Raw genomic sequence first — 21,988 nt, 5'->3', positions numbered from 1 at the left:
ATGGGCGAGCCGACGAATTACCAGCCGGAAACCCTGGCCGTCCGCGCCGGGCAGCAGCGCAGCCAGTTTGGCGAGCACGCCGAGGCGCTTTACCTGACCTCCAGCTTCGTCTTCGACAGCGCGGCGCAGGCCGCCCGCCGCTTTTCCGGCGAGGAGGAGGGCAACGTCTACGCCCGTTTCTCCAACCCGACGGTGAGCATGTTCGAGGAACGCCTCGCCGCGCTGGAAGGCGCCGAGGATTGCGTCGCCACGGCGAGTGGCATGTCGGCGATCATGGCGCTGGTGCTGGCCCACCTCAAGCAGGGCGACCATATCGTCGCCTCGAACAGCTTGTTCGGCGCCACCGTCCAGTTGTTCTCGAACATCCTGGCGCGCACCGGCATCACCACCAGTTTCGTGCCGGCCACCGACCCGGCGGCCTGGGCGGCGGCGATCCGGCCGGAAACCAAACTGTTCTTCCTCGAAACGCCGTCCAACCCGCTTACCGAAATCGCCGACATCCGGGCGCTGGCGGCGATTGCCCACGAGCGCGGCATCCTGGTCGCGGTCGATAACTGCTTTTGCACGCCTATCCTGCAAAAGCCGCTGGCACTGGGCGCCGATCTGGTCGTCCATTCGGCGACCAAGTACATCGACGGCCAGGGCCGGGTGCTCGGTGGCGCCGTCTGCGGTCCGAAAAAGCTGACCGAGGAAGTCTTCAAGTACCTGCGCACCGCTGGCCCGACCCTCTCGGCGTTCAACGCCTGGGTTCTGCTCAAGGGGCTGGAGACGCTGCAACTGCGCGTCGAGGCGCAATCCGCCAACGCCGCCAAGCTGGCCGCCTGGCTGGAAGCGCACCCGCAGGTGGCGCGTGTTTATTACCCGGGGCTGGCTTCGCATCCGCAGCACGCGCTGGCGCAGACGCAGCAGAAGTCCGGCGGCGCCATCGTCTCCTTCGAAGTGCGCGGCGGTCGTGCCGAAGCCTGGGGCGTCGTCGACCACTGCCGCCTGTTGTCGATCACCGCCAATCTCGGCGACGTCAAGACGACGATCACCCACCCGGCGTCCACCACGCACGGCCGGATTTCCCCGGAAGCGCGGGCGGCGGCGGGGATCGGCGAGGGCCTGCTGCGCATCGCCGTCGGCCTGGAAGCGCAGGCCGACCTGCAGGCCGACCTCGACCGCGGTCTTTCCTTGATCGGCGCATGAAACACACGGTCCCGGTCGATCGGCTGCAGCCTGGCGTCTTCATCTCGATCACCGGGCTGGGTTGGCTCGACCACCCGTTTCTGCTCAACCGCTTCCGACTGACCAGCCACGACCAGATCAAGGTCCTGCGCAGCCTGGGCTTCAAGGAAATCGAATGGGACCCGGTGCGCAGCACGGCGCAGCCGCTGCCGGAACAGAAGGCGTTGCCGCCGGAAGAGGATTTCTCGGCGGCGGTGATGGCGTCGATGATCCACGACAAGCGCGAACGCACCGAGCGCGTACGCGCCCAGCGCGAGGGCCTGGCCCGCTGCGAACGTCTGTACGAGCAGGAAGCGAGCGGCGTTCAGGACATCCTGCGCGACCTCGGCAGCCGCCCCGCTGAATCCTACGGCAAGGCCAAGAACACCGTCGGCCGCATGGTCAGCAGCCTGATCGGCAGCCAGAGCGTCGCCATCCACCTGGTCAACATGAAGGTCAAGGAACCGGGCATGGCCCAGCACGCGATGAACGTCGCCGTGCTGTCGCTGCTGCTCGGCCGGGCGCTCGGCCTGGAAGAGGAGGAAATGCGCTGGCTCGGCCTGGGCGCCATGTTTCACGACATCGGCAAGCTTGAGGTGCCGGCCCGCGTGCTGCGCAACAGCCAGCGCACGCACGCCGAGGAGCAGTTCTACCAGGCGCATGTCGGCTACGGCATCAAGCACGTCGCGGTGATTCCCGAACTGCCGGTCGGCGTGCGCAACGTCATCGCCTGCCACCATGAACGCTGGGATGGCAGCGGTTTTCCCAATCATCTGCAGGCCGGCCGCATCCCGCGGCTGGCGCGGATTGTCGCCATCGCCAACCGCTACGACAACCTGTGCAACCCGTTCGACCTGAGCACTGCGCGTACCCCCGGCGAGGCCGTGGCGCACATGTTCAAGCGCGAAAGCTCGCATTACGACCCCGAACTGCTGCAACTCTTCGTCAAGTCGGTCGGTGTCTATCCGCCCGGCTGTTTCGTCGCCCTCAACGACGGCAGCGTCGGCCTGGTCGTCGAGACCAACAGCAGCGATCTGCTGCACCCCTTGGTCATGCTGCACGACCCCGGGGTGCCGCGTAGCGAGGCCCTGCTGGTCGACCTGCGCGAGGCCGACGTGAAGATCGATAGCGTCCTCAACCCGGCCAAGCTGCCGGTCGAGGTCGTCGAATACCTGGCGCCGCGCGGTCGCGTCGACTACTACATCGAAGGTCTGCACTGACCTTCAGCCTGGGCGCCGCCGGTGCCCGAACGCATTTTTCCGGAGTCATTCCATGCAGTTTTCCGAACTCGGCCTTTCCGCCGACATTCAACGCGCCGTTGCCGAACAGGGCTACGACACCCCGACACCGATCCAGCAGCAGGCGATCCCCGCCGTGCTCGCCGGTCACGACCTGATGGCCACGGCGCAGACCGGCACCGGCAAGACCGCCGGCTTCACGCTGCCCATCCTGCAGCGCCTGACTGCGGGCGCCAACGACCGCCTCAGCCGCGTCGCCCGCACACCGCGCGTGCTGGTGCTGACGCCGACCCGCGAACTGGCGATCCAGGTCGAGGAAAGCGTGCGCACCTACGGCAAGCACCTGCCGATCAACTCGCTGGCCGTCTTCGGCGGCGTCGGCATCAACCCGCAGATCGCCGGTCTGCGCCGCGGTGTCGACATCCTGGTGGCGACGCCGGGCCGCCTGCTCGACCACGTCCAGCAGAAGACCGTCGATCTCGGCAGTATCGAAATCTTCGTCCTTGACGAAGCCGACCGCATGCTCGACATGGGCTTCATCCGCGACATCCGCAAGATCATCGCGCTGTTGCCCAAGCAGCGGCAGAACCTGCTTTTTTCCGCCACCTTCTCGCCGGAAATCCGCGAGCTGGCGAGTGGTCTGCTGCATCAGCCGGTCTCGGTCGACGTCGCGCCGCGCAACACGGCGGCGGAAACGGTGGCGCAGCGGGTCATCGAATGCAACCGCGAGCAGAAGAAGGATCTCCTCAAGCATCTGTTCGAAACGCGCAGCCTGCACCAGGTACTGATCTTCGCCCGCACCAAGCACGGCGCTGATGCGCTGGCGCGGGCGCTGGACAAGGCCGGCATCAAGGCGGCGGCGATCCATGGCGACAAGTCGCAGGGCGCGCGCACCCGGGTGCTTGGCGAGTTCAAGGAAGGCAAGCTGGCGGCGCTGGTCGCCACCGACATCGCGGCGCGCGGCATCGACATCGACGCCTTGCCCTACGTGATCAACTACGAGTTGCCCAACGTGCCCGAGGACTACGTGCACCGCATCGGCCGTACCGGCCGCGCCGGCATGGAAGGCGAGGCAATCTCGCTGGTCTGCCACGACGAGCGGCCGCAACTGAAGGACATCGAGAAGCTGATCAAGCGCAATCTCGAGCGCCTCGTCATCGAAGGTTTCGAGCCGGCGGCGCATGCCGCGCCCCGGCCGCCGCAGCCGCCGCGCGGCGGGCGTTCGGCGCAGCCGGCGCGGGCACCGGCAAAGGCGGCGAAAAAACCCGGCGGGCCGCAACAACATCGCAGCGGCAGCCGGCATCGCTGACCCCGCGCCGCCCGGCCGGGCGTAAAATCCCTGAAATCCAGTGGTAAAGAACAGTGTTTCGGGGAGAGAACCAGATGCCGGTAAAAATCGTCGGGGCGACGCCGTCGGCCTATCAATATCCGCTGCTGATCAAGCAGTTGCTGCTGACGCCGCTGGCCACCGCGCCGGACCAGGAAATCACCTACCAGGGCCGGCTGCGCTACACCTACCGCGAGCTGCGCCAGCGCATCGGCCGCCTGGCCAACGTGCTCTCCTCTCTCGGCGTCGAGGCCGGCCACACGGTGGCGATGATGGACTGGGACAGCCATCGCTACCTGGAGAGCTTCTTCGCGGTGCCGATGATGGGGGCGGTACTGCAGACGGTGAACGTCCGCCTCAGTCCGGAACAGATCCTGTACACGCTGAACCACGCGTGCGCCGACGTGGTCATGGTCAATAGCGAGTTCTTTCCCATCCTGGCCGAGATCGCCGGCCGCCTGGAGAGTGTGCGCGCTTTCATCCTGATCAGCGATGAGCAGTCGCTGCCGGTGGCACCGGTGGTCGCCGCCGGCGAGTACGAGGCGATGCTGGCCGCCGCCGGCGCCGACTACAATTTCCCGGATTTCGACGAGAACGCGCAGGCGACGACCTTCTACACCACTGGCACGACTGGCAACCCGAAGGGCGTCTATTTCAGCCACCGGCAACTGGTCCTGCACACCCTCGGCATTGCCAGTGGCACCGGCAACGCGGCCGGCCAGGGGCGCCTGCACCGCGAAGACGTGTACATGCCGCTGACGCCGATGTTCCACGTCCACGCCTGGGGCTTTCCCTATCTGGCAACGATGCTTGGCCTGAAGCAGGTCTATCCCGGCCGCTATCAGCCCGACCTGATCTGTCGCCTGGTCGAGGAGGAGGGGGTCAGTTTTTCGCATTGCGTGCCGACCATCCTGCACATGGTGTTTGGCCATCCGGCGGCGGCGAAAACCGATTTTTCCGGCTGGAAGCTGGTCATCGGCGGCGCGGCGATGCCGGAAGCCATGGCCAGCGCCGCGCTGGCTCGCGGCATCGACTTGTTCACCGGCTACGGCATGTCGGAAACCTGCCCGGTGCTGACGCTGGCCCAACTGTCGGGCGCCGATCTGGAAAAGTCGCCGGCCGAGCAGGCGGTAATCCGGGCCAAGACCGGCCGGCCGATACCGCTGGTCGACCTGCGCATCGTCGATGCGCAGATGCGCGACGTGGCGCACGACGGCAAGACGACCGGCGAAGTCGTTGTCCGTTCGCCCTGGCTGACCCAGGGTTATCTGCACGCGCCGGAAGCTTCGGAGGAGCTGTGGGCGGGCGGTTACCTGCATACGGCCGACATTGGCAACATCGACCCGGCCGGCTATCTCAAGGTCACCGACCGGATCAAGGACGTGATCAAGACCGGTGGCGAGTGGACATCGTCGCTGCAACTCGAGGACATCGTCGCCAGGCACGAGGCGGTACATGAGGTGGCGGTGATTGGCGTGCCCGATGACAAGTGGGGCGAGCGGCCGCTGGCGCTGGTGCTGTTGAAGCCCGAATTCGTCGGCCAGGTCAGCGAGCACGCGTTGCGCAATTTTGCCGCGCACGCCATCGAGGCGGCCGGCGTTTCGCGTTACGGCGTGCTGCTGCAGGTGCGCTTCGTCAAGACGCTGGTCAAGACCAGTGTCGGCAAGATGAACAAGCGCCTGATGCGCGCCGACCCCGACGCGCTCTGCCTCTGAGGCAGCCGCTCAACCGCGCCGCAGGCGGTGCAACTGCCGGTTGTGCCAGCCGGAGAGCAGGAGCAGCGCGGCGATCGCGCCGAGCAGCGCGAGGAACATGTCGGACTGGGTATCCCAGGGGTCGCCCTGGGTGCCGAGGAATTCGTCGGCGCCCTGGCCCATGGCCAGCGCCGCCGCCCACTCGATCAGCTCGTAGCAGGCGCTGATCGCCAGCGCGATGCAGACGCAGAGGAAGGCGGTCATCTTGGCACCGCGCACCCAGTCGCCGCGCAGCAGGATCTCGCGGGCGATCAGCGCCGGCACGAAGCCTTGCAGGAAATGGCCGATCTTGTCGTAGGGGTTGCGCGTCGTGCCGAGCAGGTCCTGCAGCCAGAAGCCGAGCGGTACCCGGGCGTAGGTCCAGGCGCCGCCGCCGATCAGGACCAGCGCGTGGATGGCGATCAGCACGTAGAGCAGCGCGGTCAGCGGGTAGCTGCGCCGGGTCAGCCAGAGCAAGGGCAGGGCGAGCAGCACCGGCGCCACTTCCATCAGCCAGGTGGCGCGGTCGTAAGGGGCGATGCCGGAAACGATCAGGGCGACGATGACGATGCTGCCGAGGATGGCGGTCAGACGGTCAGGATGCTTCATGGCTGGCTTCCTCGCGGATCAGTTGCAGCAGTTCCTCGCCGTAGTGCTCGATCTTGGCGCTGCCCATGCCGGTGATGCCGGCGAGCAGGCCGTGGCTGACCGGGCGGCACTCGGCGAGTTCGCGCAGGGTCTTGTCGTGCAGGATGACGTAGGCCGGCACGCCCTGTTCGCGCGCGGTGTCGGCGCGCCACTGGCGCAGGCGCTGGAACAGCGCGGCGTCGGCCGGCGCCAGGTCGACCACTGGGGCGCGGCTGGTCTTGCTCGGCGCGCTGCGTTTTTTGGTTGGTCGGCGCAGTTGCACCGTGCGCTGCCCCTTGAGCACTTCGCGTGCCGCTTCGGTCAGTTGCAGGGCGCCGTGCTCGGTCATGTCGACATGGACCAGGCCGGCGGCGGCGAGCTGGCGGAAGACGCTCTTCCATTCGCGCTCGTCAAGTTCGCCGCCGACGCCGAAGGTGGGCAGGCGGTCGTGCCCCCACTGGCGCATCTTGTCGCTGGTCTTGCCGCGCAGCACGTCGATCAGGTGGCTGACGCCGAAGCGCATGCCGGTGCGGTAGATCGCCGACAGCGCCTTTTGCGCCGCCTGCGTGCCGTCCCATAGTTCCGGCGGTTCGGCGCAGACGTCGCAGTTGCCGCAGGGCTGGCGTTCCTCGCCGAAATAGTTGAGCAGCACCTGGCGCCGGCAGCGCGGCGCCTCGCAATAGGCGAGCAGGGCGGTCAGGCGTTGTGATTCGAGGATTTTCTGGCCTTCGCCAGCGCCCGATTCGGCGATGCGCGCGTGCTGCAAGGCGACGTCCTGCATGCCGTAGGCCATCCAGGCTTCCGACGGCTCGCCGTCGCGGCCGGCGCGGCCTGTCTCCTGATAGTAGGCCTCGATACTCTTCGGCAGGTCGAGGTGGGCGACGAAGCGCACGTCGGGTTTGTCGATGCCCATGCCGAAGGCGATCGTCGCGCACATGACCAGGCCGTCCTCACGCAGGAAGCGGCGCTGGTTGGCGGCGCGCTCGTCGGCCGGCAGGCCGGCGTGGTAGGGCAGCGCCGGGTAGCCTTGGGTCGACAGCCAGGCAGCGGTTTCCTCGACTTTTTTGCGCGACAGGCAATAGACGATGCCGGCCTGGCCTTTGCGCCCGCCTAGGAAGCCGAGCAGTTGCTGGCGGGCGTTGTCCTTCTCGACCACGGTGTAGCGGATGTTCGGGCGGTCGAAGCTGGACAGGAAGACGCGCGCTTCGCCCAGCCCCAGGCGCTGCAGCATCTCGTTCTGCGTCGCCCGGTCGGCGGTGGCGGTGAGCGCGATGCGCGGCACCCGCGGGTAGCGCTCGTGCAGCGCGGAAAGCTGCAGGTATTCCGGGCGGAAATCGTGGCCCCATTGCGATACGCAGTGCGCCTCGTCGATGGCGAACAGGGCGAGTTTGCCGGCTTCGTAGAGGGCGTCGAACATGGCCAGGGTGCGGTCAAGCATCAGCCGTTCGGGGGCGATGTAGACTAGGTCGAGCTGGCCGGCGAAGATCGCCTGTTCGACGCCTTGCGCGGCGCGCCGGTCGAGCGTGGAGTTGAGCACGGCAGCGCGCACGCCAAGCTGGGTCAGTGCGTCGACCTGGTCCTGCATCAGGGCGATCAGCGGCGAAACGACGATGGCGCAACCCGGGCGTAGCAGCGCCGGAATCTGGTAGCAGAGGCTCTTGCCACCGCCGGTCGGCATCAGCACCAGGGCATCGCCACCGCCGGCGACATGGGCGATGATCTGTGCCTGCTCGCCGCGGAAGGCGGGGTAGCCGAAGACATCGCGCAGGATGTCGAGGGCGTTGGCCGGCGGTTTCATCGGGCTGCCGGGTGTAGAACTTCGCGGTGCAGCGCCTCGCCGTCCCAGACCAGGCATTCGCCGCGGTCTTCGTGCCAGTCGGCGAGCACCCAGCGTTCGACGTGGATGCCGTCGACAATATGGTCGTGCGTTGCCGGCTGGTGCGTGTGGCCGTGGATGAAGGTCGCGTAGCCGTGGGCGCGCAGGAAATCTTCGGTGGCGGCCGCTTGCAGGTCGCTGTAGGGCGTCTCGCGCTGGCGCTGGCTGGCGGCGCTGGCGGCACGCATGCCGTCGGCGATGGCTCGCCGCTCGGCCAGCGGCCGGGCGAGGAAGGCGCTGTGCCAGGCCGGCGTGCGGACTTCGGCGCGGAAGCGCATGTAGTCGGCGTCGTCGAGACAGAGGGCATCGCCGTGGGCGAGCACGAACTGCCATTCGGCGGTGGACAGGATATACGGTTCGCTGATCAGGCAGACGCCGGCAGCGGCGGCGAAGGCGTCGCCGAGAAGGAAGTCGCGGTTGCCGTGCATGATGCTGATGGCGAGGCCGGCAGCGCTGGCGGCACGCAGCGCGGCGATGATTTCAGCGTGTTCGGGGGAGTCGATGTCGTCGTCACCGATCCAGGTCTCGAACAGGTCGCCGAGAATGTAGAGTTCGCTGGCCTGGCGGGCGCGCCCGGCGAGGAACTCGAGGAACAGCGCCGTCGCCCCGGGTGTGCGGGGCGACAGGTGGAGGTCGGCAACGAAGAGGATCAAACCACTTCCGCTTTTTCGATGATCACGTCCTCGATCGGCACGTCCTGGTGAAAGCCCTTGTTGCCGGTGCGCACGGCGCGGATCTTGTCGACCACGTCCATGCCGTCGGCGACCTGGCCGAAGACGCAGTAGCCCCAGCCCTGGCCGGCCGGTGCCTTGAAGTCGAGGAAGTCGTTGTCGACGGTGTTGATGAAGAACTGGGCGGTGGCCGAATGCGGGTCGCTGGTGCGCGCCATGGCGATGCTGCCGCGGACGTTCTTCAGGCCGTTGGCGGCCTCGTTCTCGATTGGCGCGCGGGTTTCCTTCTGCTTCATGCCGGCTTCCATGCCGCCGCCCTGGATCATGAAGTTCTTGATCACGCGGTGGAAGATGGTGCCGTCGTAATGGCCGGCCTCGACGTAGGCGATGAAGTTCTCTACGGTTTTCGGCGCCTTCTCGGCGTCGAGTTCGAGGCTGATGACGCCGAAGTTGGTGGTGAGCTTGATCATGGGGATTTCCTTATTTTTCGCTGAGGATCTTGACGTTCTGGATGACCACCGGCGTGCGCGGCACGTCCTGGTGGAAACCCTTGCTGGAAGTGGGCTGGCTGGCGATCTTGTCGACCACGTCCATGCCCTCGGTGACCTTGCCGAAGACCGCATAACCCCAGCCGTCACGGCTCGGGTAATCGAGCGGAGCATTGTCGGCGTGGTTGATGAAGAACTGCGCGGTCGCCGAGTGCGGGTCCATGGTGCGGGCCATGGCCAGCGTGCCGCGGCGGTTCCTGAGACCGTTCCTGGCTTCATTCTCGATCGCCGGGCGGGTCGCCTTCTGCGCCATGCCGGCGTCGAACCCGCCACCCTGGATCATGAAACCGGGGATCACGCGGTGGAAGACGGTGCCGTTGTAGAAACCGTCCTTCGCATATTGCAGGAAGTTGGCGCTGCTCTTCGGTGCCTTCTCGGCGTCGAGTTCGACGACGATGCGGCCGAGGCTGGTCTGCAGTTCCAGGGTCGGCGCGGCCTGGGCGAGCGTCGCGCACAGCGTCAGGGCGGCGAGAATGCCGGTCAGTTTCTTCATGTCAGGCGGCTCCTTCGTAGATGATCTTCCATTGACCGCCTTCGCGCACCCAGTACTGGCGCTTCTTCATGCGGTTGTTGAGGTTGTTGCTGCGGTAATCCTGATCGAAAGTGACGACGATCAGTTCTTCCTTGCCCGGATTGCGGAATACCGTGAGGTTGTCGAGACGGACCTTGATCCATTCCTTGCTGGCGTTGACCACCCGCTTCTGATCGGCAAACTGTGCAAAGTTCTGGCCGCCGCCGCTGAACTGACGGGAATAATGGCTCAGGTAGCGGGCGCTGTCGCGGCTTTCCCAGTCGGCGCGCCAGGCCTCGATGGTCCGGTTGAGCGTTTCGCGTTCCTTGGCCCAGTCGTCGAGCGACAGCCATTCGATGCTGTTGCTGATGATTACCGGCGTCAGCCCGACCTGCAGATTGCTGCGGATGGCTTCCAGATCCTGATTGGTGAGCACGACGCAGCCGTCGGAGGCGAGCGGCGGCCGGGCAAAGGTGTCGGACGGCGTGCCGTGCAGCCAGATGCCGCTACCACCGCGGCCCTGGCGGCGGTCCCATTCGTTCGGGTAATTGATCGGGAAGGCGCCGTTGCCGTAAAGGTCCGGCAACTTCTGGCGCGAGAGGTCAGCGGTCACATGGTAGACGCCGATCGGCGTCTTCTTGTCGCCTTCGGCCAGCTTGTCGGCGCCCAGTTTGCCCTGGGTTATGTAGTAATCGGCGACGAAACGCGGCCGGCCGCCATTCTGCTGGTCGTTTTCGTAGAGATAGAGGCGCGAGCGCTGGGTGTCGATGACCACGGCGTAGCGCTGGTCGGGGCGCATCTGCACCAGATAGCGCGGAACGTAGTCCGCCGGGGGTTTTTCCCGATAGCCCTGCAGCCGCTTGAGCGCCTCGGCGCGCAGATCGGCGATGCGCTCGGCCGGCGCACCCTGCGCCGCACCGAAATTGTCGATCGGCCGGGTCCTTGCCAGCAGCAGGTCGCCCTTGATCAGGTAGGCCAGCCGGTAATTCGGATGTTGTTGGAGCAAGGCCTCGGTGAGTTCCAGCGCACGATTCAGGTTGCGCTGTTCGATCTCGCGGAAGATGCCGACTAGGCGGGCTTCCGGGCTGCCGTCGGCGAGTTCTGCCGGGGTTGGTGCCACTGCGGCCGGCGTCTCATGCGTCGGCCAGATCTGCATTGTCGGGGGATTCTGTGCCGCTGCCTGACTGACCGGTTCAGGATGTTTTTCCCGTGGGAAAAAATACAGTGCAGAAACGACAACTGCCAGGCCGGTCAGGCCTGGCAGCAACAACTTCCTGATACGCATCAACGAGCTTTTTCTTCCTGGATCAGCCACTTGCTACCGGAGCGAACGAACACCAGCGTCTTCCAGCTCGAACTGTTGAGGCCAGGCGCCTTGTAATGCTGACGGAAGCGGGCGGTGGCGGTGTTGCCGTCAATGCTGATGGTCGGCTCTTCGTAAGTGACCGAAATCTTGCCCGGGCGATCGCCGATCCGCTGTTCGCGCTCGCTTTCCCAGGCCTTGCGGCTGACGCCCTTGCCCGGCTCGAAGTTGTTGGCGTAGGCGGCGAAGTAGGCCTTCATGTCCTTCTGCGACCAGGCTTGCGCCCAGGCGGCGATGGCCTGCGCGATTTCGTCGCTGCCTGCAGCCTTGGCCGGCGCAGCTGCTGCCGGTGCTGCTGCGGGGGGCGGGCGTTTGGCTTCAGCGGCAACCGGAGCAGGTGCCGCAGCCGCCGGCGTGGTGGCGACGACGGTGGCGGTCGGTGGTGCTTTGACAGCGGCGACCGGCGCTGCAGCGGGGGCGGCTGCAGGTGCCGCCGCCGGTGCGGCAGCGGCGACCACCGGTGGCCGGACATTGCCCTTGCCGGAAGTGCTGATCAGATCGCGGATCAGCGCCAGCTTGTTCTGCGTCGTCGCATTCGCGCCGTCGAGTTGCAGCGCCTTGTCGTAGGCCTGGCTGGCCAGCTTGGCATAGACGTCGCCGAGGTTCTCGTAGGCGATGGCGTAGGAAGGATGGGTGCGGATCGCCATTTCCAGGGCGGTGCGCGCCTTGTCATATTGTTTCTGCTGGGCGTAGAGCACGGCCAGGTTGTTGTAGGGCTCGGGCAGTTCCGGGTAGTCCTCGGACAGCTTGGTGAAGACGCCAATGGCGTCAGCCGGACGGTTCAGCTCGGTGAGGATCAGGCCCTTCAGGAAACGACCCTGGGCATCCTTGGGGCGGCTGCTCAGGTATTGATCGACCTTTTCCAGGGCCTGGGCGTGCTGTCCCTGTTTGATCAAGCGCTGGATGTCCGGCAGGTTGTCGGCCAGTGCGGGGCCGGCAAAACCGAGAGACAAGCAGAAGGCGAACGCGCGCAGCGTCCGGAAGCGAGGCTGGAACAAGGAGTGGGTGGTCATCGCCGTGCTATAATTTCTGAGTTTTTCAATCACTCGATTCTACCAAAGAAGCCGATAAAGCCATAGGTTTGTGAGGTCGAATCTGCATCTTTTCATTCCGTCATGCTAAAGATATTCAACTCGCTCAAGCGCGAAAAACAGGTTTTCGAACCGATCGAGGCCAACAAGGTTCGCATGTATGTCTGCGGGATGACGGTTTACGATTATTGTCACCTCGGTCATGCCCGGGTGATGGTTGTCTTCGACATGGTTTACCGCTGGCTGCGGGCGCGGGGCTACGAGGTCACCTACGTCCGCAACATCACCGATATTGATGACAAGATCATCCGGCGGGCGGCGGAAAACGGCGAGAGCATCCAGCAACTGACCGATCGTTTCATTGCCTGCATGCACGAGGATGCCGATGCGCTGGGTGTGTTGCGCCCCGATCACGAGCCGCGGGCGACCGAATATGTGCCGCAGATGCTCGATCTGATCGGCAAGCTCGAAGCCAATGGCCTGGCCTATCTGGCGGCCGACGGCGACGTCAATTATGCGGTGCGCAAGTTTCCGGGCTACGGCAAGCTGTCCGGCAAATCGCTCGACGACCTGCGCGCCGGTGAGCGCGTCGAGGTCGATACCGCCAAACAGGATCCGCTCGACTTCGTGCTCTGGAAGCATGCCAAGCTGGGCGAGCCGGCCTGGGCGTCGCCCTGGGGTGAAGGGCGGCCGGGCTGGCACATCGAATGCTCGGCGATGAGTTCCTCTCTGCTCGGCAAGCATTTCGACATCCACGGTGGCGGTCAGGATCTGCAGTTCCCGCATCACGAGAACGAGATCGCTCAGTCCGAGGGCGCCAATTGCTGCGGCTACGTCAATTACTGGATGCACAACGGTTTTGTCCGGGTCGACAACGAGAAGATGTCGAAGTCGCTGGGCAACTTCTTCACCATCCGCGAAGTGTTGAAGAAGTTTGATGCTGAAGTCGTGCGCTTCTTCATCCTGCGTGCCCATTACCGTAGCCCGCTGAACTACTCCGATGCCCACCTCGACGATGCCAAGCGTTCGCTCGACGGTCTGTACTTCACCTTGCGCGACGTGCCGCCGGCGCCGGTGGCCATCGACTGGGCGCAGGATTTTGCCGCCCGTTTCGCCGCTGCCTTGAACGAGGATTTCGATTCGCACGGTGCGATCGCAGTGCTCTTCGAGCTGGCAGCCGAAGCCAACCGCCAGAAGTCCGGGGAACTGTCCGGTCTGCTCAAGGCTTTGGCCGGGGTGATCGGCCTGCTCGAACGCGAACCGCAGGCCTACCTGCGCGCTGGCGGTTCGGCCGACGGGATCGACGAAGCAGCGATCGGCGCCTTGATCGAGCGCCGCGCCGCGGCCAAGAAGGCGCGCGATTTTGCCGAGGCCGACCGCATCCGTGACGAACTGAAGGCGGCCGGCATCGTTCTCGACGACAGTCCGCAGGGAACCACCTGGCGGCGCGCCTGAACTGCGGCGCATACGCCAAATGAAAACGGCCCGTCAGCGAACGGGCCGTTTTCATTTCTGGTGGCGCGGGCTCACTCGCCGAAGAATTCACGGGCCTTGTGGTTCCGGCCGGGGCTACGCCCCTTAACCTGCTTGTGCAAGTCAGCCTTCACCGCAAGGTCAGGGAATCATTCTCCGAAGAATTCCCGTACTTTGTCCATCCACGACTTGGCGCGCGGGTTGTGCTTGTGGTCGGAGCCCTTGCTTGATTCCTCGAGTTCGCGCAGCAGATCCTTCTGGCGCTCGGTCAGGTTGACCGGGGTCTCGACGACGACGTGGCAGAGCAGGTCGCCGTGGGTGTGGCTGCGCACCCCCTTGATGCCCTTGCCGCGCAGGCGGAAGACGCGGCCGGACTGGGTTTCCGGTGGAATCTTGATGGCCGCGGCGCCGTCCAGCGTCGGGATTTCGATCTCGCCACCGAGCGCTGCCGTGGTGAAGGAAATCGGCATCTCGCAGTGGAGGTCGTTGTGGTCGCGCTGGAAGACGGCGTGCTGTTTGAGGTGGATCTGCACGTAGAGGTCGCCCGGCGGGCCGCCGTTGACGCCGTGCTCGCCTTCGCCGGCGAGCCGGATGCGATCACCTTCGTCCACGCCGGCCGGAATCTTCACCGCCAGCGTCTTGTGCTGCTTGATGCGGCCGGCGCCACCACAGCTGGTGCACGGGTCGGCGATGAAGCGGCCGGTGCCGTGGCATTTGTGACAGGTCTGCTGGATCGAGAAGAAGCCCTGCTGCAGACGGACCTGGCCGGAACCGCCGCAGGTCGGACAGGTCTTCGGCTGGGTGCCGGCCTTGGCGCCGGAACCGTGGCAGACCTCGCATTCCTCCATGGTTGGAATGCGAATCTTGGTTTCGGTGCCGTGTGCCGCCTGTTCGAGGGTGATTTCCAGGTTGTAACGCAGGTCGGCACCGCGGTAGATGTTGGAACGACCGCCGCCACCGCCACCGCCGCCGCCGGCCCGGCCACCGAAGATCTCGTCGAAGATGCCGCCGAAGGCATCGGCGAAGCCGCCCATGCCGGCACCGCCACCGCCGAAACCGCCCATCCCCGATTGTGGATCGACGCCGGCGTGGCCGTACTGGTCGTAGGCCGCACGCTTCTGGCTGTCGGAGAGGATTTCGTAGGCTTCCTTGGCTTCCTTGAACTTTTCCTCGGCGCCCGGATTGTCCGGATTGCGGTCCGGGTGGTGCTTCATGGCCAGCTTGCGGTAGGCCTTCTTGATTTCGTCGTCCGAGGCGTCGCGGTTGACGCCGAGGATTTCATAAAAATCGCGTTTAGACATGACTGGTTCCCGTCAGTTACTGCACAAAGGCCGGATCAAGCGGCGCCGGGGCGTCCGCTTCGATCCGGCCACTTAAAACGGCGTTTTGACGTCCGTTTTAAGCCTTCTTGTCCTTGTTCACTTCCGTGAATTCGGCATCGACGACATCGCCTTCGACGGTCTTTTCCTTCGCCTCGTTAGCACTCGCACCGGCCGCACCGGCCGCCGCGCCTTCGGCCTGCTGCTGGGCGTACATCTTCTCGCCGAGCTTCTGGGCTGCTTGCGACAGGGCTTCGGTCTTGGCAGTGATGACCTCCTTGTCGCCGTCGCGCAGCACGTCCTCGACGTCCTTGATGGCGGCTTCGATGGCTTCCTTTTCAGCGGCGTCGAGCTTGTCGCCGTATTCGGTCAGCGACTTCTTGACCATGTGCACCATGCCATCGGCCTGGTTGCGGGCATCGGCCAGTTCGTGCGCCTTCTTGTCTTCTTCGGCGTGCAGCTCGGCGTCCTTGACCATGCGTTGAATTTCTTCTTCGCTCAAGCCGGAGTTGGCCTTGATGGTGATCTTGTTTTCCTTGCCGGTGGCCTTGTCCTTGGCGGTGACGTGCATGATGCCGTTGGCGTCGATGTCGAAGATGACTTCGATCTGCGGCGTGCCACGCGGGGCCGGCGGGATGCCTTCCAGGTTGAACTGGCCGAGGCTCTTGTTGCCGCCGGCGACTTCGCGTTCGCCCTGGAGCACGTGGATGGTCACGGCGTTCTGGTTGTCGTCGGCGGTCGAGAAGACCTGGCTGGCCTTGGTCGGGATCGTCGTGTTCTTCTGGATCAGCTTGGTCATGATGCCGCCCAGAGTTTCGATGCCGAGCGACAGCGGGGTGACGTCGAGCAGCAGCACGTCCTTGACTTCGCCTTGCAGCACGCCGCCCTGGATGGCGGCGCCGACGGCGACGGCTTCATCCGGGTTGACGTCCTTGCGCGGCTCCTTGCCGAACACTTCCTTGACCTTTTCCTGCACCTTCGGCATGCGCGACTGGCCGCCGACCAGGATCACGTCGTCGATGTCGCCGATCTTGCAGCCGGCGTCCTTGAGGGCGGTCAGGCAGGGGGCAACGGTGCGCTCGATCAGTTCGTCGACCAGCGACTCGAACTTGGCGCGGGTGATCTTCAGCGCCAGGTGCTTCGGGCCGGAGGCGTCGGCGGTGATGTAGGGCAGGTTGATTTCGGTCTGCTGGCTGGAGGACAGCTCGATCTTGGCCTTTTCGGCGGCTTCCTTCAGGCGTTGCAGGGCGAGCACGTCCTTCTTCAGGTCGACGCCGGATTCCTTCTTGAATTCGTCGATGATGTAGTCGATCAGGCGCTGGTCGAAGTCTTCGCCGCCGAGGAAGGTGTCACCGTTGGTGGCCAGCACTTCGAACTGCTTTTCGCCATCGACGTCGGCAATTTCGATGATCGAGATATCAAACGTGCCGCCGCCCAGGTCATAGACGGCGATCTTCTTGTCCTTGCCGGCGACTTTGTCCATGCCGAAGGCGAGTGCGGCGGCGGTCGGTTCGTTGATGATGCGCTTGACTTCCAGGCCGGCGATGCGGCCGGCGTCCTTGGTCGCCTGGCGCTGGCTGTCGTTGAAGTAGGCCGGCACGGTGATGACGGCTTCGGTGACTTCCTCGCCGAGGTAGTCTTCGGCGGTCTTCTTCATCTTGCGCAGCACTTCGGCGGAAACCTGCGGCGGCGCGATCTTCTTGTCGCGCGCTTCGACCCAGGCGTCACCGTTGTCGGCCTTGACGATCTTGAAGGGCATCAGGGCGATGTCCTTCTGCACTTCCTTCTCTTCGAAGCGGCGGCCGATTAAACGCTTGACCGCGTACAGCGTGTTCTTCGGGTTGGTGACGGCCTGACGCTTGGCCGGGGCGCCGCACAGAATCTCGCCGTCGTCGGTGTAGCCGATGACCGACGGGGTGGTGCGTGCGCCTTCCGCGTTTTCGATGACCTTCGGCGTGCCGCCTTCCATGATGGCGACGCAGCTGTTGGTGGTGCCGAGGTCGATGCCAATGATCTTGCCCATGTTCGTATCCCTAAGTGAATTGTCGATGTTCGTGAAGTGGGGGCATCGCCCCGGATTTCAAGTGGATTTATTTGCCCTTGGCGACCATGACCAGCGCTGGCCGCAGCACGCGGTCGGCGATCAGGTAGCCTTTTTGCAGGACGGTGACGACGGTGTTCGCTTCCTGCTCGGAGTCGACCATGCCGATCGCCTGGTGCTTGTGCGGGTCGAATTTCTCGCCGACCGGGTTGACCTCGTTCAGCGCGTTCTTCTCAAAAGCCGAAACGAGCTGCTTGAGGGTCAGTTCGACCCCGGACTGGAAGCTGTCGACCGTCTGTTCCGGCACCGCCAGCGCCGCTTCCAGGCTGTCCTTGACGGCGAGTAGTTCACCGGCGAATTTCTCGACCGCGAACTTGTGTGCCTTGCTGATGTCTTCCTGGGCACGGCGGCGAATGTTTTCGCCTTCGGCCTTGGCGCGCAGCCAGGCGTCGTGGGTTTCGGCGACCTTCAGTTCCAGTGCCTTGATCTGTTCTTCCAGGCTCGGCAGAACGTCGATGTGGCGTTCCTTTTCCGGTTCGCTGGCCGGCGTTTCCGCCTGGGCGGCATCGAGCAGGTTGTCCTGCGGGGTTTCCTCGTTAGACATGCGCATTTTCTCCAATAAACCGAACGGGGAGATGGGGATGGAAAATGGCATTTCAAGAGCCGCTCGAAAATTTTTTACTACACATTTGTTTGCTTTATTGAGCGCGTCGGCGTGCTAGCATCGCCAACGAAGCATTCATTCGACGTCAATGTCATGGAAACGATAGGCAAATACCGCGTCATCCGCGAGCTCGGCAAGGGGGCGACCGCTACGGTCTACCTTTGTGACGACCCGGAAAATGCGCGGCAGATTGCCGTCAAGGTGATCCGCTTCGGCCAGGATTGCGCTGCCATGTCGCGCCGCATGCGCAAGCTGTTCCAGAACGAAGGGATGGTCTCCCGGCGCCTTGATCACCCGAACATCGTCCGGGTCTACGACGCGGTGGTCGAGGACGAATTCGCCTACCTGGCGATGGAGTATGTCGACGGCTTCAGCCTTGAGCAGCATTGCCGGATCGACAAGCTGCTGCCGCTGCATCGCGTCGTCAGCATCATCTTCAAGTGCTGCATGGCGCTCGACGCGGCCTACCGGCAGGGCATCATCCACCGCGACATCAAGCCGGCCAACATCATGATCGCTGCCGGCGACGAGCCGAAGATCGCCGATTTCGGGCTGGCGCTGAACCTGAACAAGGATCTCGACCGCGACTCGACCTTCATCATGGGGGTCGGTTCGCCGGCCTACATGTCGCCGGAGCAGATCAAGGGCTACCCGCTGAACCAGAAGACCGATCTCTATTCGCTCGGCGTCGTCATGTTCCAGTTGTTGACCGGGCGTTTGCCTTTCCGCGCCAACAACCAGGCGACGCTGGTGTACAAGATCGTCAATACCGATCCGCCGCCCGTCAGTGCGCTCAACCCGGCGCTTCCCGAAGGGCTCGACGCGATCCTGCGCAAGGCGCTGGAAAAGGACCTGTACAGTCGTTACCGCAACGGCGCGGAAATGGCCAAGGATTTGTCGGCGGTGCGCTACAAGATCCTGGAGGAGGACGAGACCGAGCACGACATGCGGCACTTCGAGCAGTTGCGCCGCGTCGAGTTCTTCACCGAATTCGAGAACATCGAACTTTGGGAGGTGCTGCGCGTCTCGCTGTGGCGGCAGGTGGCGGCCAATGTTCCGCTGATCACCGAGGGCAGCAACAGCCGCCTGTTTGGCATCATCCTCGCCGGCAGCGTCGAGGTTTCGCTGGGCGGCAAGGCGCTATGCCGCCTCGGCGTCGGCGAACCGGTCGGCGAGGTGGCTTTCCTGCATCCGTCGAGCGACTTGCGTCATGCGACGGTGGTGACGCTGGAGCCGACCCTGTTCCTCGAGGTCAATGCCTCGGCGCTCGCCTTGTCGTCGGAAGAACTGATGGGCCGTATGCGCGATGCGCTGCTCGCCCGTCTGATCCATCGTCTGCGTGAGGTCAACAAGATCGCCGCCAGTATCGGCCAGCCGGCAGTCAATAGCGCCAGTGGGCATTACGGTGGCAAGTCCTACGGTGGGGTGACGCTGGAACTGGCGCCGGAATGAACAACGCCGCCCGCAGGCGGCGTAGTTGTTGGCGCGGTGGGCTCAGACCTTGAACCGGCCGACCAGGTTGGCCAGTCCTTCGGCCAGGCGGCGCAGGTCGTGGGCGGCGCCGGCGGTCTGTTCGACGGTGCCGGTATTGTCGCGGGCCATGCCGGCGATCGCTTCGATGCTTGATTCGACGTCGCCGGACACGCGGCGTTGCTGGTCGGTGGCCTGGGCAATGGTGTCGAGCCCGTGGCCGACTTCGGCCACCGATCCGTTGGCGGCGTGCAGCACGCTGGAGACCGAGTCGACCGCCGCCTGACTGGTTTCCAGGTGATGCATGCCTTCCTCGATGCTGCGCCGGACGGCAACCGACTGAGCGCTGAGGCTGGCAGTGATGCGGTCGATTTCGCTCGCCGAGTGCGAGGACTTTTCGGCCAGCTTGCGCACCTCGTCGGCGACGACGGCGAAACCGCGGCCCTGTTCGCCGGCGCGGGCGGCCTCGATGGCGGCGTTGAGGGCGAGCAGGTTGGTCTGTTCGGCAATGTCCTTGACCTCGCGCGTCATCATCGTGATCGACTCGGTATTGCGCACGAAATTGTTCACCGAGTCGGCCATTTCCTTGACCGCCCGCTCGACGACGGTCATTTCGCCAAGCAGGGTCTGCAGGTTGCGGTTGCCCTCGTTGGCGCGCGCCAGGCTTTCCTGCGACTGCTGCTGGACATGCTCGGCGCTGCGGGCGATTTCGGAGATGCTCGACACCAGTTGCTCGACGGCCGAAGCGGCGTCGTTCGACTTTTCATTTTGCTGGCGCGAGCTCTGCGCCACCCGGTCGGCGTTTTCAGTCAGCGCGGCGACGCGGCGGGAAACCTGGCTGGCGGAATCGCGGACCTGGCTGACCAGTTGCTGGAAGTTATCCATCATCTGGTTGAAGACATGCGAGGACTGGCCGACTTCATCCATGCCGTTGACCGGCAGGCGGCGGGTCAGGTCGCCTTCGCCGCGGGCGATGTCGCTCAGGCCATGGCGCAGTTGTTCGAGCGGCCTGGTGACGAAGTGGTTGGTCAGGAAGTAGATGATCAACAGTAGCGCACCGAGGGCGCCGATCGCGGCACCGGCGATCTTCAGGCGGAAGCTGGCGACATCGGATTCGACCGAGTCGAGCGACACCTTCATGCTGACCAGGCCAAGCACCGTGCCTTCGGGAACCTGGTGGCAGACGATGCAGTCCTTGCCGAGGTAGTTCTTCGAGGCGTTGGTCGGGTTGATCACGCGCAGGAAGGAACTGCCGTTCTCGTTCTCCACCGAGACGTAAGGTTTCCCCTCCTTCATCACCTGCTGTTCGAGCGCGTCGAGGTCGCGCGTGCTCTTGGTGTCCGGGCCGTAGAGCTTGACCACGGCGTCGCTGCGGGCGACGTGCAGGTCGCGGATCACCGACAGCTGCTTGATCTGGTCGAGGAAGACTTCGCGCTGGCCGACCGTGCCGGTGATCATCATGCCGGTCAGGCCGGCCATCGTCATTTCGTGGATGCTTTGCGAAAATTCCTTGGCCTGCTTGATCGCCGTGTCACGATTGACATTGGTGGTCCAGATGATGGCCCCCGCCCAGATTATCGCGAGGACCAGCCAGATGGCGGCGGTAAGACGGACCCAGATCTTCAAGTCGGCAATACGGGGCATGTTTCAGGCCTTGTTGGTGAAGCAATGGAAGCGGTTCAGACGCTGAGGTCGATTTGCTGAATTGTGCCAGCGCTGCCATCCTCTTGCAAAAATATTCCTGAACTGCGGATATTGCCCAGCGATTGATTGCTGCTGTCATTCAGCGCGAACGGGGTGGCGACCTTGGCCAGGGCAATGGCGCCGACGCCGGCTTCGCCCAGCGATTGCAGTTCGCCATCGCCTTCAGCGCCGGGTTGCCACAGGCTGAGTTGTTTGAAGGCCGCGTCGTTTTCGTCGATCCAGCCGTTGTTGTCGGTGTCGAGCGCGGCCAGTTCGGCAAAACCGTCGCCGCTGGTGGGGCCGAACAGTTCGCTGCCGTCGTTGATCCGGCCATCCTGATTACGGTCGAAGCTGAGGTAGGCGCTACCGCTGGCGAGTTGGGCTATCTGTTCCTTGCTGCCGTCGGCGTCGAGGTCGAAGCTGAAACGCTGGTCGACCAGGTCGGCAGCATTGCCGGCGAAGTTGAGGACCAGCGGATCGACCGGTTTTGCCGCATCGCCCAGGCGCAGGCTGACCGACGTTTCTTCCTGATAACTGCGCGACATCTGCAACTGCAGGTTGAAGCGGATTTCCTGGCCGTCAGCGGTCTTCACCACGCCGTTGGCGGCGAAGCTGGTGCTTTCGCTCTCGCTGTACGATGCCCGGTAGTCGTATTCGATGCCGAAGCCGGCATTGGCTGGCCGGCCAGCGTTGGCAGCGGCTGCCGGCGGGGCTTGCGGCGCAGCTGGTGCGGATTTGCCGGACAACTCGCTGGCGCTGATGGTACGCACCGACTTGCCGGTCATCATTTCCAGCATCAGGCGGATCAGCAGGGTCTTCGGGTCTTCGTCCAGGGTTTCGTCCACCGGTGTGGCGCTGTCGGCTGCCGCTGCCGCCTTGCCGGCATCGGAGAGTACGACGCGTTCGCCGCCGGCGTTACCGCGGCCACGGTTTTCGAAATCCGGCCGTTGCGGGCCGCTCCACATCTTCAGCGATTCCTCGACTTCGCGCGATTGTGCGCTGCTATGCGAGGCGGTGAATTGCAGTTCGCTGCTGGCGATTTTCATGGCGGCCTCCAGTCATTGTTCACTACATTGTTAACAGGCCGTTGAATTTTCCCCTGACGCCTCCGGCAACCGAACTCTGACAAACATGAATCGAACATTCGAAACCCCTTTCTGCGCCTTGAAACCGGATTTCAGCCGGTTTTATGGCCCCGTACTGGGAT

The 21,988-nt window shown here is 64.4% G+C and carries 18 protein-coding genes; 6 read left to right on the top strand and 12 right to left on the bottom strand.

Annotation, left to right across the window (positions count from 1 at the left end):
• The 4 genes from ACE3OV_RS00090 to ACE3OV_RS00075 all read left to right on the top strand — a co-directional run bounded on the left by ACE3OV_RS00090 (position 1) and on the right by ACE3OV_RS00075 (position 5,486).
• The gene (locus ACE3OV_RS00090) at positions 1-1,188 is read left to right on the top strand and encodes an O-succinylhomoserine sulfhydrylase (protein WP_374323781.1); all 1,188 of its coding nucleotides are present in this window, start codon (positions 1-3) and stop codon (positions 1,186-1,188) included.
• A complete protein-coding gene (locus tag ACE3OV_RS00085) occupies positions 1,185-2,426 on the top strand; it encodes an HD-GYP domain-containing protein (protein WP_374323778.1) in 1,242 nt (413 codons plus the stop codon). The genes ACE3OV_RS00090 and ACE3OV_RS00085 overlap by 4 nt, the downstream gene beginning before the upstream one ends.
• Positions 2,427-2,478: 52 nt before the next feature.
• On the top strand, positions 2,479-3,753 hold the full coding sequence (locus tag ACE3OV_RS00080) for a DEAD/DEAH box helicase (RefSeq protein ID WP_374323777.1): 1,275 nt from the start codon (positions 2,479-2,481) through the stop codon (positions 3,751-3,753).
• Positions 3,754-3,827: 74 nt separating this feature from the next.
• A complete protein-coding gene (locus tag ACE3OV_RS00075) occupies positions 3,828-5,486 on the top strand; it encodes a fatty acid--CoA ligase (RefSeq protein ID WP_374323775.1) in 1,659 nt (552 codons plus the stop codon).
• A 9-nt stretch (positions 5,487-5,495) separates the two neighbouring features.
• Here the strand turns inward: ACE3OV_RS00075 and ACE3OV_RS00070 are convergent, their stop codons facing one another.
• From ACE3OV_RS00070 to ACE3OV_RS00040, 7 genes are all read right to left on the bottom strand, one after another.
• Positions 5,496-6,113, bottom strand: a complete 618-nt coding sequence (locus tag ACE3OV_RS00070) for a DUF2238 domain-containing protein (protein ID WP_374323773.1) — start codon at positions 6,111-6,113, stop codon at positions 5,496-5,498.
• Positions 6,100-7,929, bottom strand: a complete 1,830-nt coding sequence (gene recQ / locus ACE3OV_RS00065) for a DNA helicase RecQ (protein ID WP_374323771.1) — start codon at positions 7,927-7,929, stop codon at positions 6,100-6,102. Before recQ ends, ACE3OV_RS00070 begins: the two co-directional genes overlap by 14 nt.
• On the bottom strand, positions 7,926-8,660 hold the full coding sequence (locus ACE3OV_RS00060; RefSeq protein ID WP_374323769.1) for a UDP-2,3-diacylglucosamine diphosphatase: 735 nt from the start codon (positions 8,658-8,660) through the stop codon (positions 7,926-7,928). Before ACE3OV_RS00060 ends, recQ begins: the two co-directional genes overlap by 4 nt.
• Complete coding sequence (locus ACE3OV_RS00055; protein WP_374323767.1) at positions 8,657-9,148, bottom strand: peptidylprolyl isomerase; 492 nt, start codon at positions 9,146-9,148, stop codon at positions 8,657-8,659. The genes ACE3OV_RS00060 and ACE3OV_RS00055 overlap by 4 nt, the downstream gene beginning before the upstream one ends.
• A 10-nt stretch (positions 9,149-9,158) precedes the next feature.
• On the bottom strand, positions 9,159-9,719 hold the full coding sequence (locus ACE3OV_RS00050; RefSeq protein WP_374323765.1) for a peptidylprolyl isomerase: 561 nt from the start codon (positions 9,717-9,719) through the stop codon (positions 9,159-9,161).
• 1 nt (position 9,720) lies between these two features.
• Positions 9,721-10,893 (bottom strand): murein L,D-transpeptidase family protein, encoded by a 1,173-nt coding sequence (locus tag ACE3OV_RS00045; protein ID WP_374323763.1) that lies wholly within the window; start codon positions 10,891-10,893, stop codon positions 9,721-9,723.
• A gap of 128 nt (positions 10,894-11,021) precedes the next feature.
• Positions 11,022-12,113, bottom strand: a complete 1,092-nt coding sequence (locus ACE3OV_RS00040) for a tetratricopeptide repeat protein (protein WP_374323761.1) — start codon at positions 12,111-12,113, stop codon at positions 11,022-11,024.
• Between the two features lie 102 nt (positions 12,114-12,215).
• Between ACE3OV_RS00040 and cysS the strand changes: the two genes are divergently transcribed.
• Complete coding sequence (cysS, locus tag ACE3OV_RS00035; protein WP_374323758.1) at positions 12,216-13,586, top strand: cysteine--tRNA ligase; 1,371 nt, start codon at positions 12,216-12,218, stop codon at positions 13,584-13,586.
• Between the two features lie 167 nt (positions 13,587-13,753).
• On the opposite strand, the gene dnaJ is transcribed toward cysS, so the two are convergent.
• From dnaJ to grpE, 3 genes are all read right to left on the bottom strand, one after another.
• On the bottom strand, positions 13,754-14,905 hold the full coding sequence (gene dnaJ / locus ACE3OV_RS00030) for a molecular chaperone DnaJ (protein WP_374323756.1): 1,152 nt from the start codon (positions 14,903-14,905) through the stop codon (positions 13,754-13,756).
• A gap of 97 nt (positions 14,906-15,002) precedes the next feature.
• Positions 15,003-16,946 (bottom strand): molecular chaperone DnaK, encoded by a 1,944-nt coding sequence (gene dnaK / locus ACE3OV_RS00025; RefSeq protein WP_374323754.1) that lies wholly within the window; start codon positions 16,944-16,946, stop codon positions 15,003-15,005.
• Between the two features lie 67 nt (positions 16,947-17,013).
• Entirely contained in the window at positions 17,014-17,568 is a 555-nt protein-coding gene (gene grpE, locus ACE3OV_RS00020; RefSeq protein ID WP_374323752.1) for a nucleotide exchange factor GrpE, read from the bottom strand.
• A gap of 153 nt (positions 17,569-17,721) precedes the next feature.
• On the opposite strand from grpE, the gene ACE3OV_RS00015 reads away from it, so the two are divergent.
• On the top strand, positions 17,722-19,080 hold the full coding sequence (locus ACE3OV_RS00015; RefSeq protein WP_374323749.1) for a protein kinase: 1,359 nt from the start codon (positions 17,722-17,724) through the stop codon (positions 19,078-19,080).
• Positions 19,081-19,122: 42 nt separating this feature from the next.
• Here ACE3OV_RS00015 and ACE3OV_RS00010 read toward each other — a convergent pair whose 3' ends face one another.
• The gene (locus tag ACE3OV_RS00010) at positions 19,123-20,742 is read right to left on the bottom strand and encodes a methyl-accepting chemotaxis protein (RefSeq protein ID WP_374323747.1); all 1,620 of its coding nucleotides are present in this window, start codon (positions 20,740-20,742) and stop codon (positions 19,123-19,125) included.
• A 35-nt stretch (positions 20,743-20,777) separates the two neighbouring features.
• A complete protein-coding gene (locus ACE3OV_RS00005) occupies positions 20,778-21,827 on the bottom strand; it encodes a VCBS repeat-containing protein (RefSeq protein ID WP_374323744.1) in 1,050 nt (349 codons plus the stop codon).
• Positions 21,828-21,988: the final 161 nt, after the last annotated feature.

It is taken from the genome of Azonexus sp. (genome assembly GCF_041909095.1).
Taxonomy (GTDB): Bacteria; Pseudomonadota; Gammaproteobacteria; order Burkholderiales; family Rhodocyclaceae; genus Azonexus.
This window is presented reverse-complemented; position numbering and strand designations above follow the sequence as displayed.

Bases quoted from the DNA above. Each gene is read 5' to 3' on its own strand.
- ACE3OV_RS00090 (WP_374323781.1), top strand. From the start codon at position 1: ATGGGCGAGCCGACGAATTACCAGCCGGAAACCCTGGCCGTCCGCGCC.
- ACE3OV_RS00085 (WP_374323778.1), top strand. From the start codon at position 1,185: ATGAAACACACGGTCCCGGTCGATCGGCTGCAGCCTGGCGTCTTCATC.
- ACE3OV_RS00080 (WP_374323777.1), top strand. From the start codon at position 2,479: ATGCAGTTTTCCGAACTCGGCCTTTCCGCCGACATTCAACGCGCCGTT.
- ACE3OV_RS00075 (WP_374323775.1), top strand. From the start codon at position 3,828: ATGCCGGTAAAAATCGTCGGGGCGACGCCGTCGGCCTATCAATATCCG.
- ACE3OV_RS00070 (WP_374323773.1), bottom strand. From the start codon at position 6,113: ATGAAGCATCCTGACCGTCTGACCGCCATCCTCGGCAGCATCGTCATC.
- recQ (WP_374323771.1), bottom strand. From the start codon at position 7,929: ATGAAACCGCCGGCCAACGCCCTCGACATCCTGCGCGATGTCTTCGGC.
- ACE3OV_RS00055 (WP_374323767.1), bottom strand. From the start codon at position 9,148: ATGATCAAGCTCACCACCAACTTCGGCGTCATCAGCCTCGAACTCGAC.
- ACE3OV_RS00050 (WP_374323765.1), bottom strand. From the start codon at position 9,719: ATGAAGAAACTGACCGGCATTCTCGCCGCCCTGACGCTGTGCGCGACG.
- ACE3OV_RS00045 (WP_374323763.1), bottom strand. From the start codon at position 10,893: ATGCAGATCTGGCCGACGCATGAGACGCCGGCCGCAGTGGCACCAACC.
- ACE3OV_RS00040 (WP_374323761.1), bottom strand. From the start codon at position 12,113: ATGACCACCCACTCCTTGTTCCAGCCTCGCTTCCGGACGCTGCGCGCG.
- cysS (WP_374323758.1), top strand. From the start codon at position 12,216: ATGCTAAAGATATTCAACTCGCTCAAGCGCGAAAAACAGGTTTTCGAA.
- dnaJ (WP_374323756.1), bottom strand. From the start codon at position 14,905: ATGTCTAAACGCGATTTTTATGAAATCCTCGGCGTCAACCGCGACGCC.
- dnaK (WP_374323754.1), bottom strand. From the start codon at position 16,946: ATGGGCAAGATCATTGGCATCGACCTCGGCACCACCAACAGCTGCGTC.
- grpE (WP_374323752.1), bottom strand. From the start codon at position 17,568: ATGTCTAACGAGGAAACCCCGCAGGACAACCTGCTCGATGCCGCCCAG.
- ACE3OV_RS00015 (WP_374323749.1), top strand. From the start codon at position 17,722: ATGGAAACGATAGGCAAATACCGCGTCATCCGCGAGCTCGGCAAGGGG.
- ACE3OV_RS00010 (WP_374323747.1), bottom strand. From the start codon at position 20,742: ATGCCCCGTATTGCCGACTTGAAGATCTGGGTCCGTCTTACCGCCGCC.
- ACE3OV_RS00005 (WP_374323744.1), bottom strand. From the start codon at position 21,827: ATGAAAATCGCCAGCAGCGAACTGCAATTCACCGCCTCGCATAGCAGC.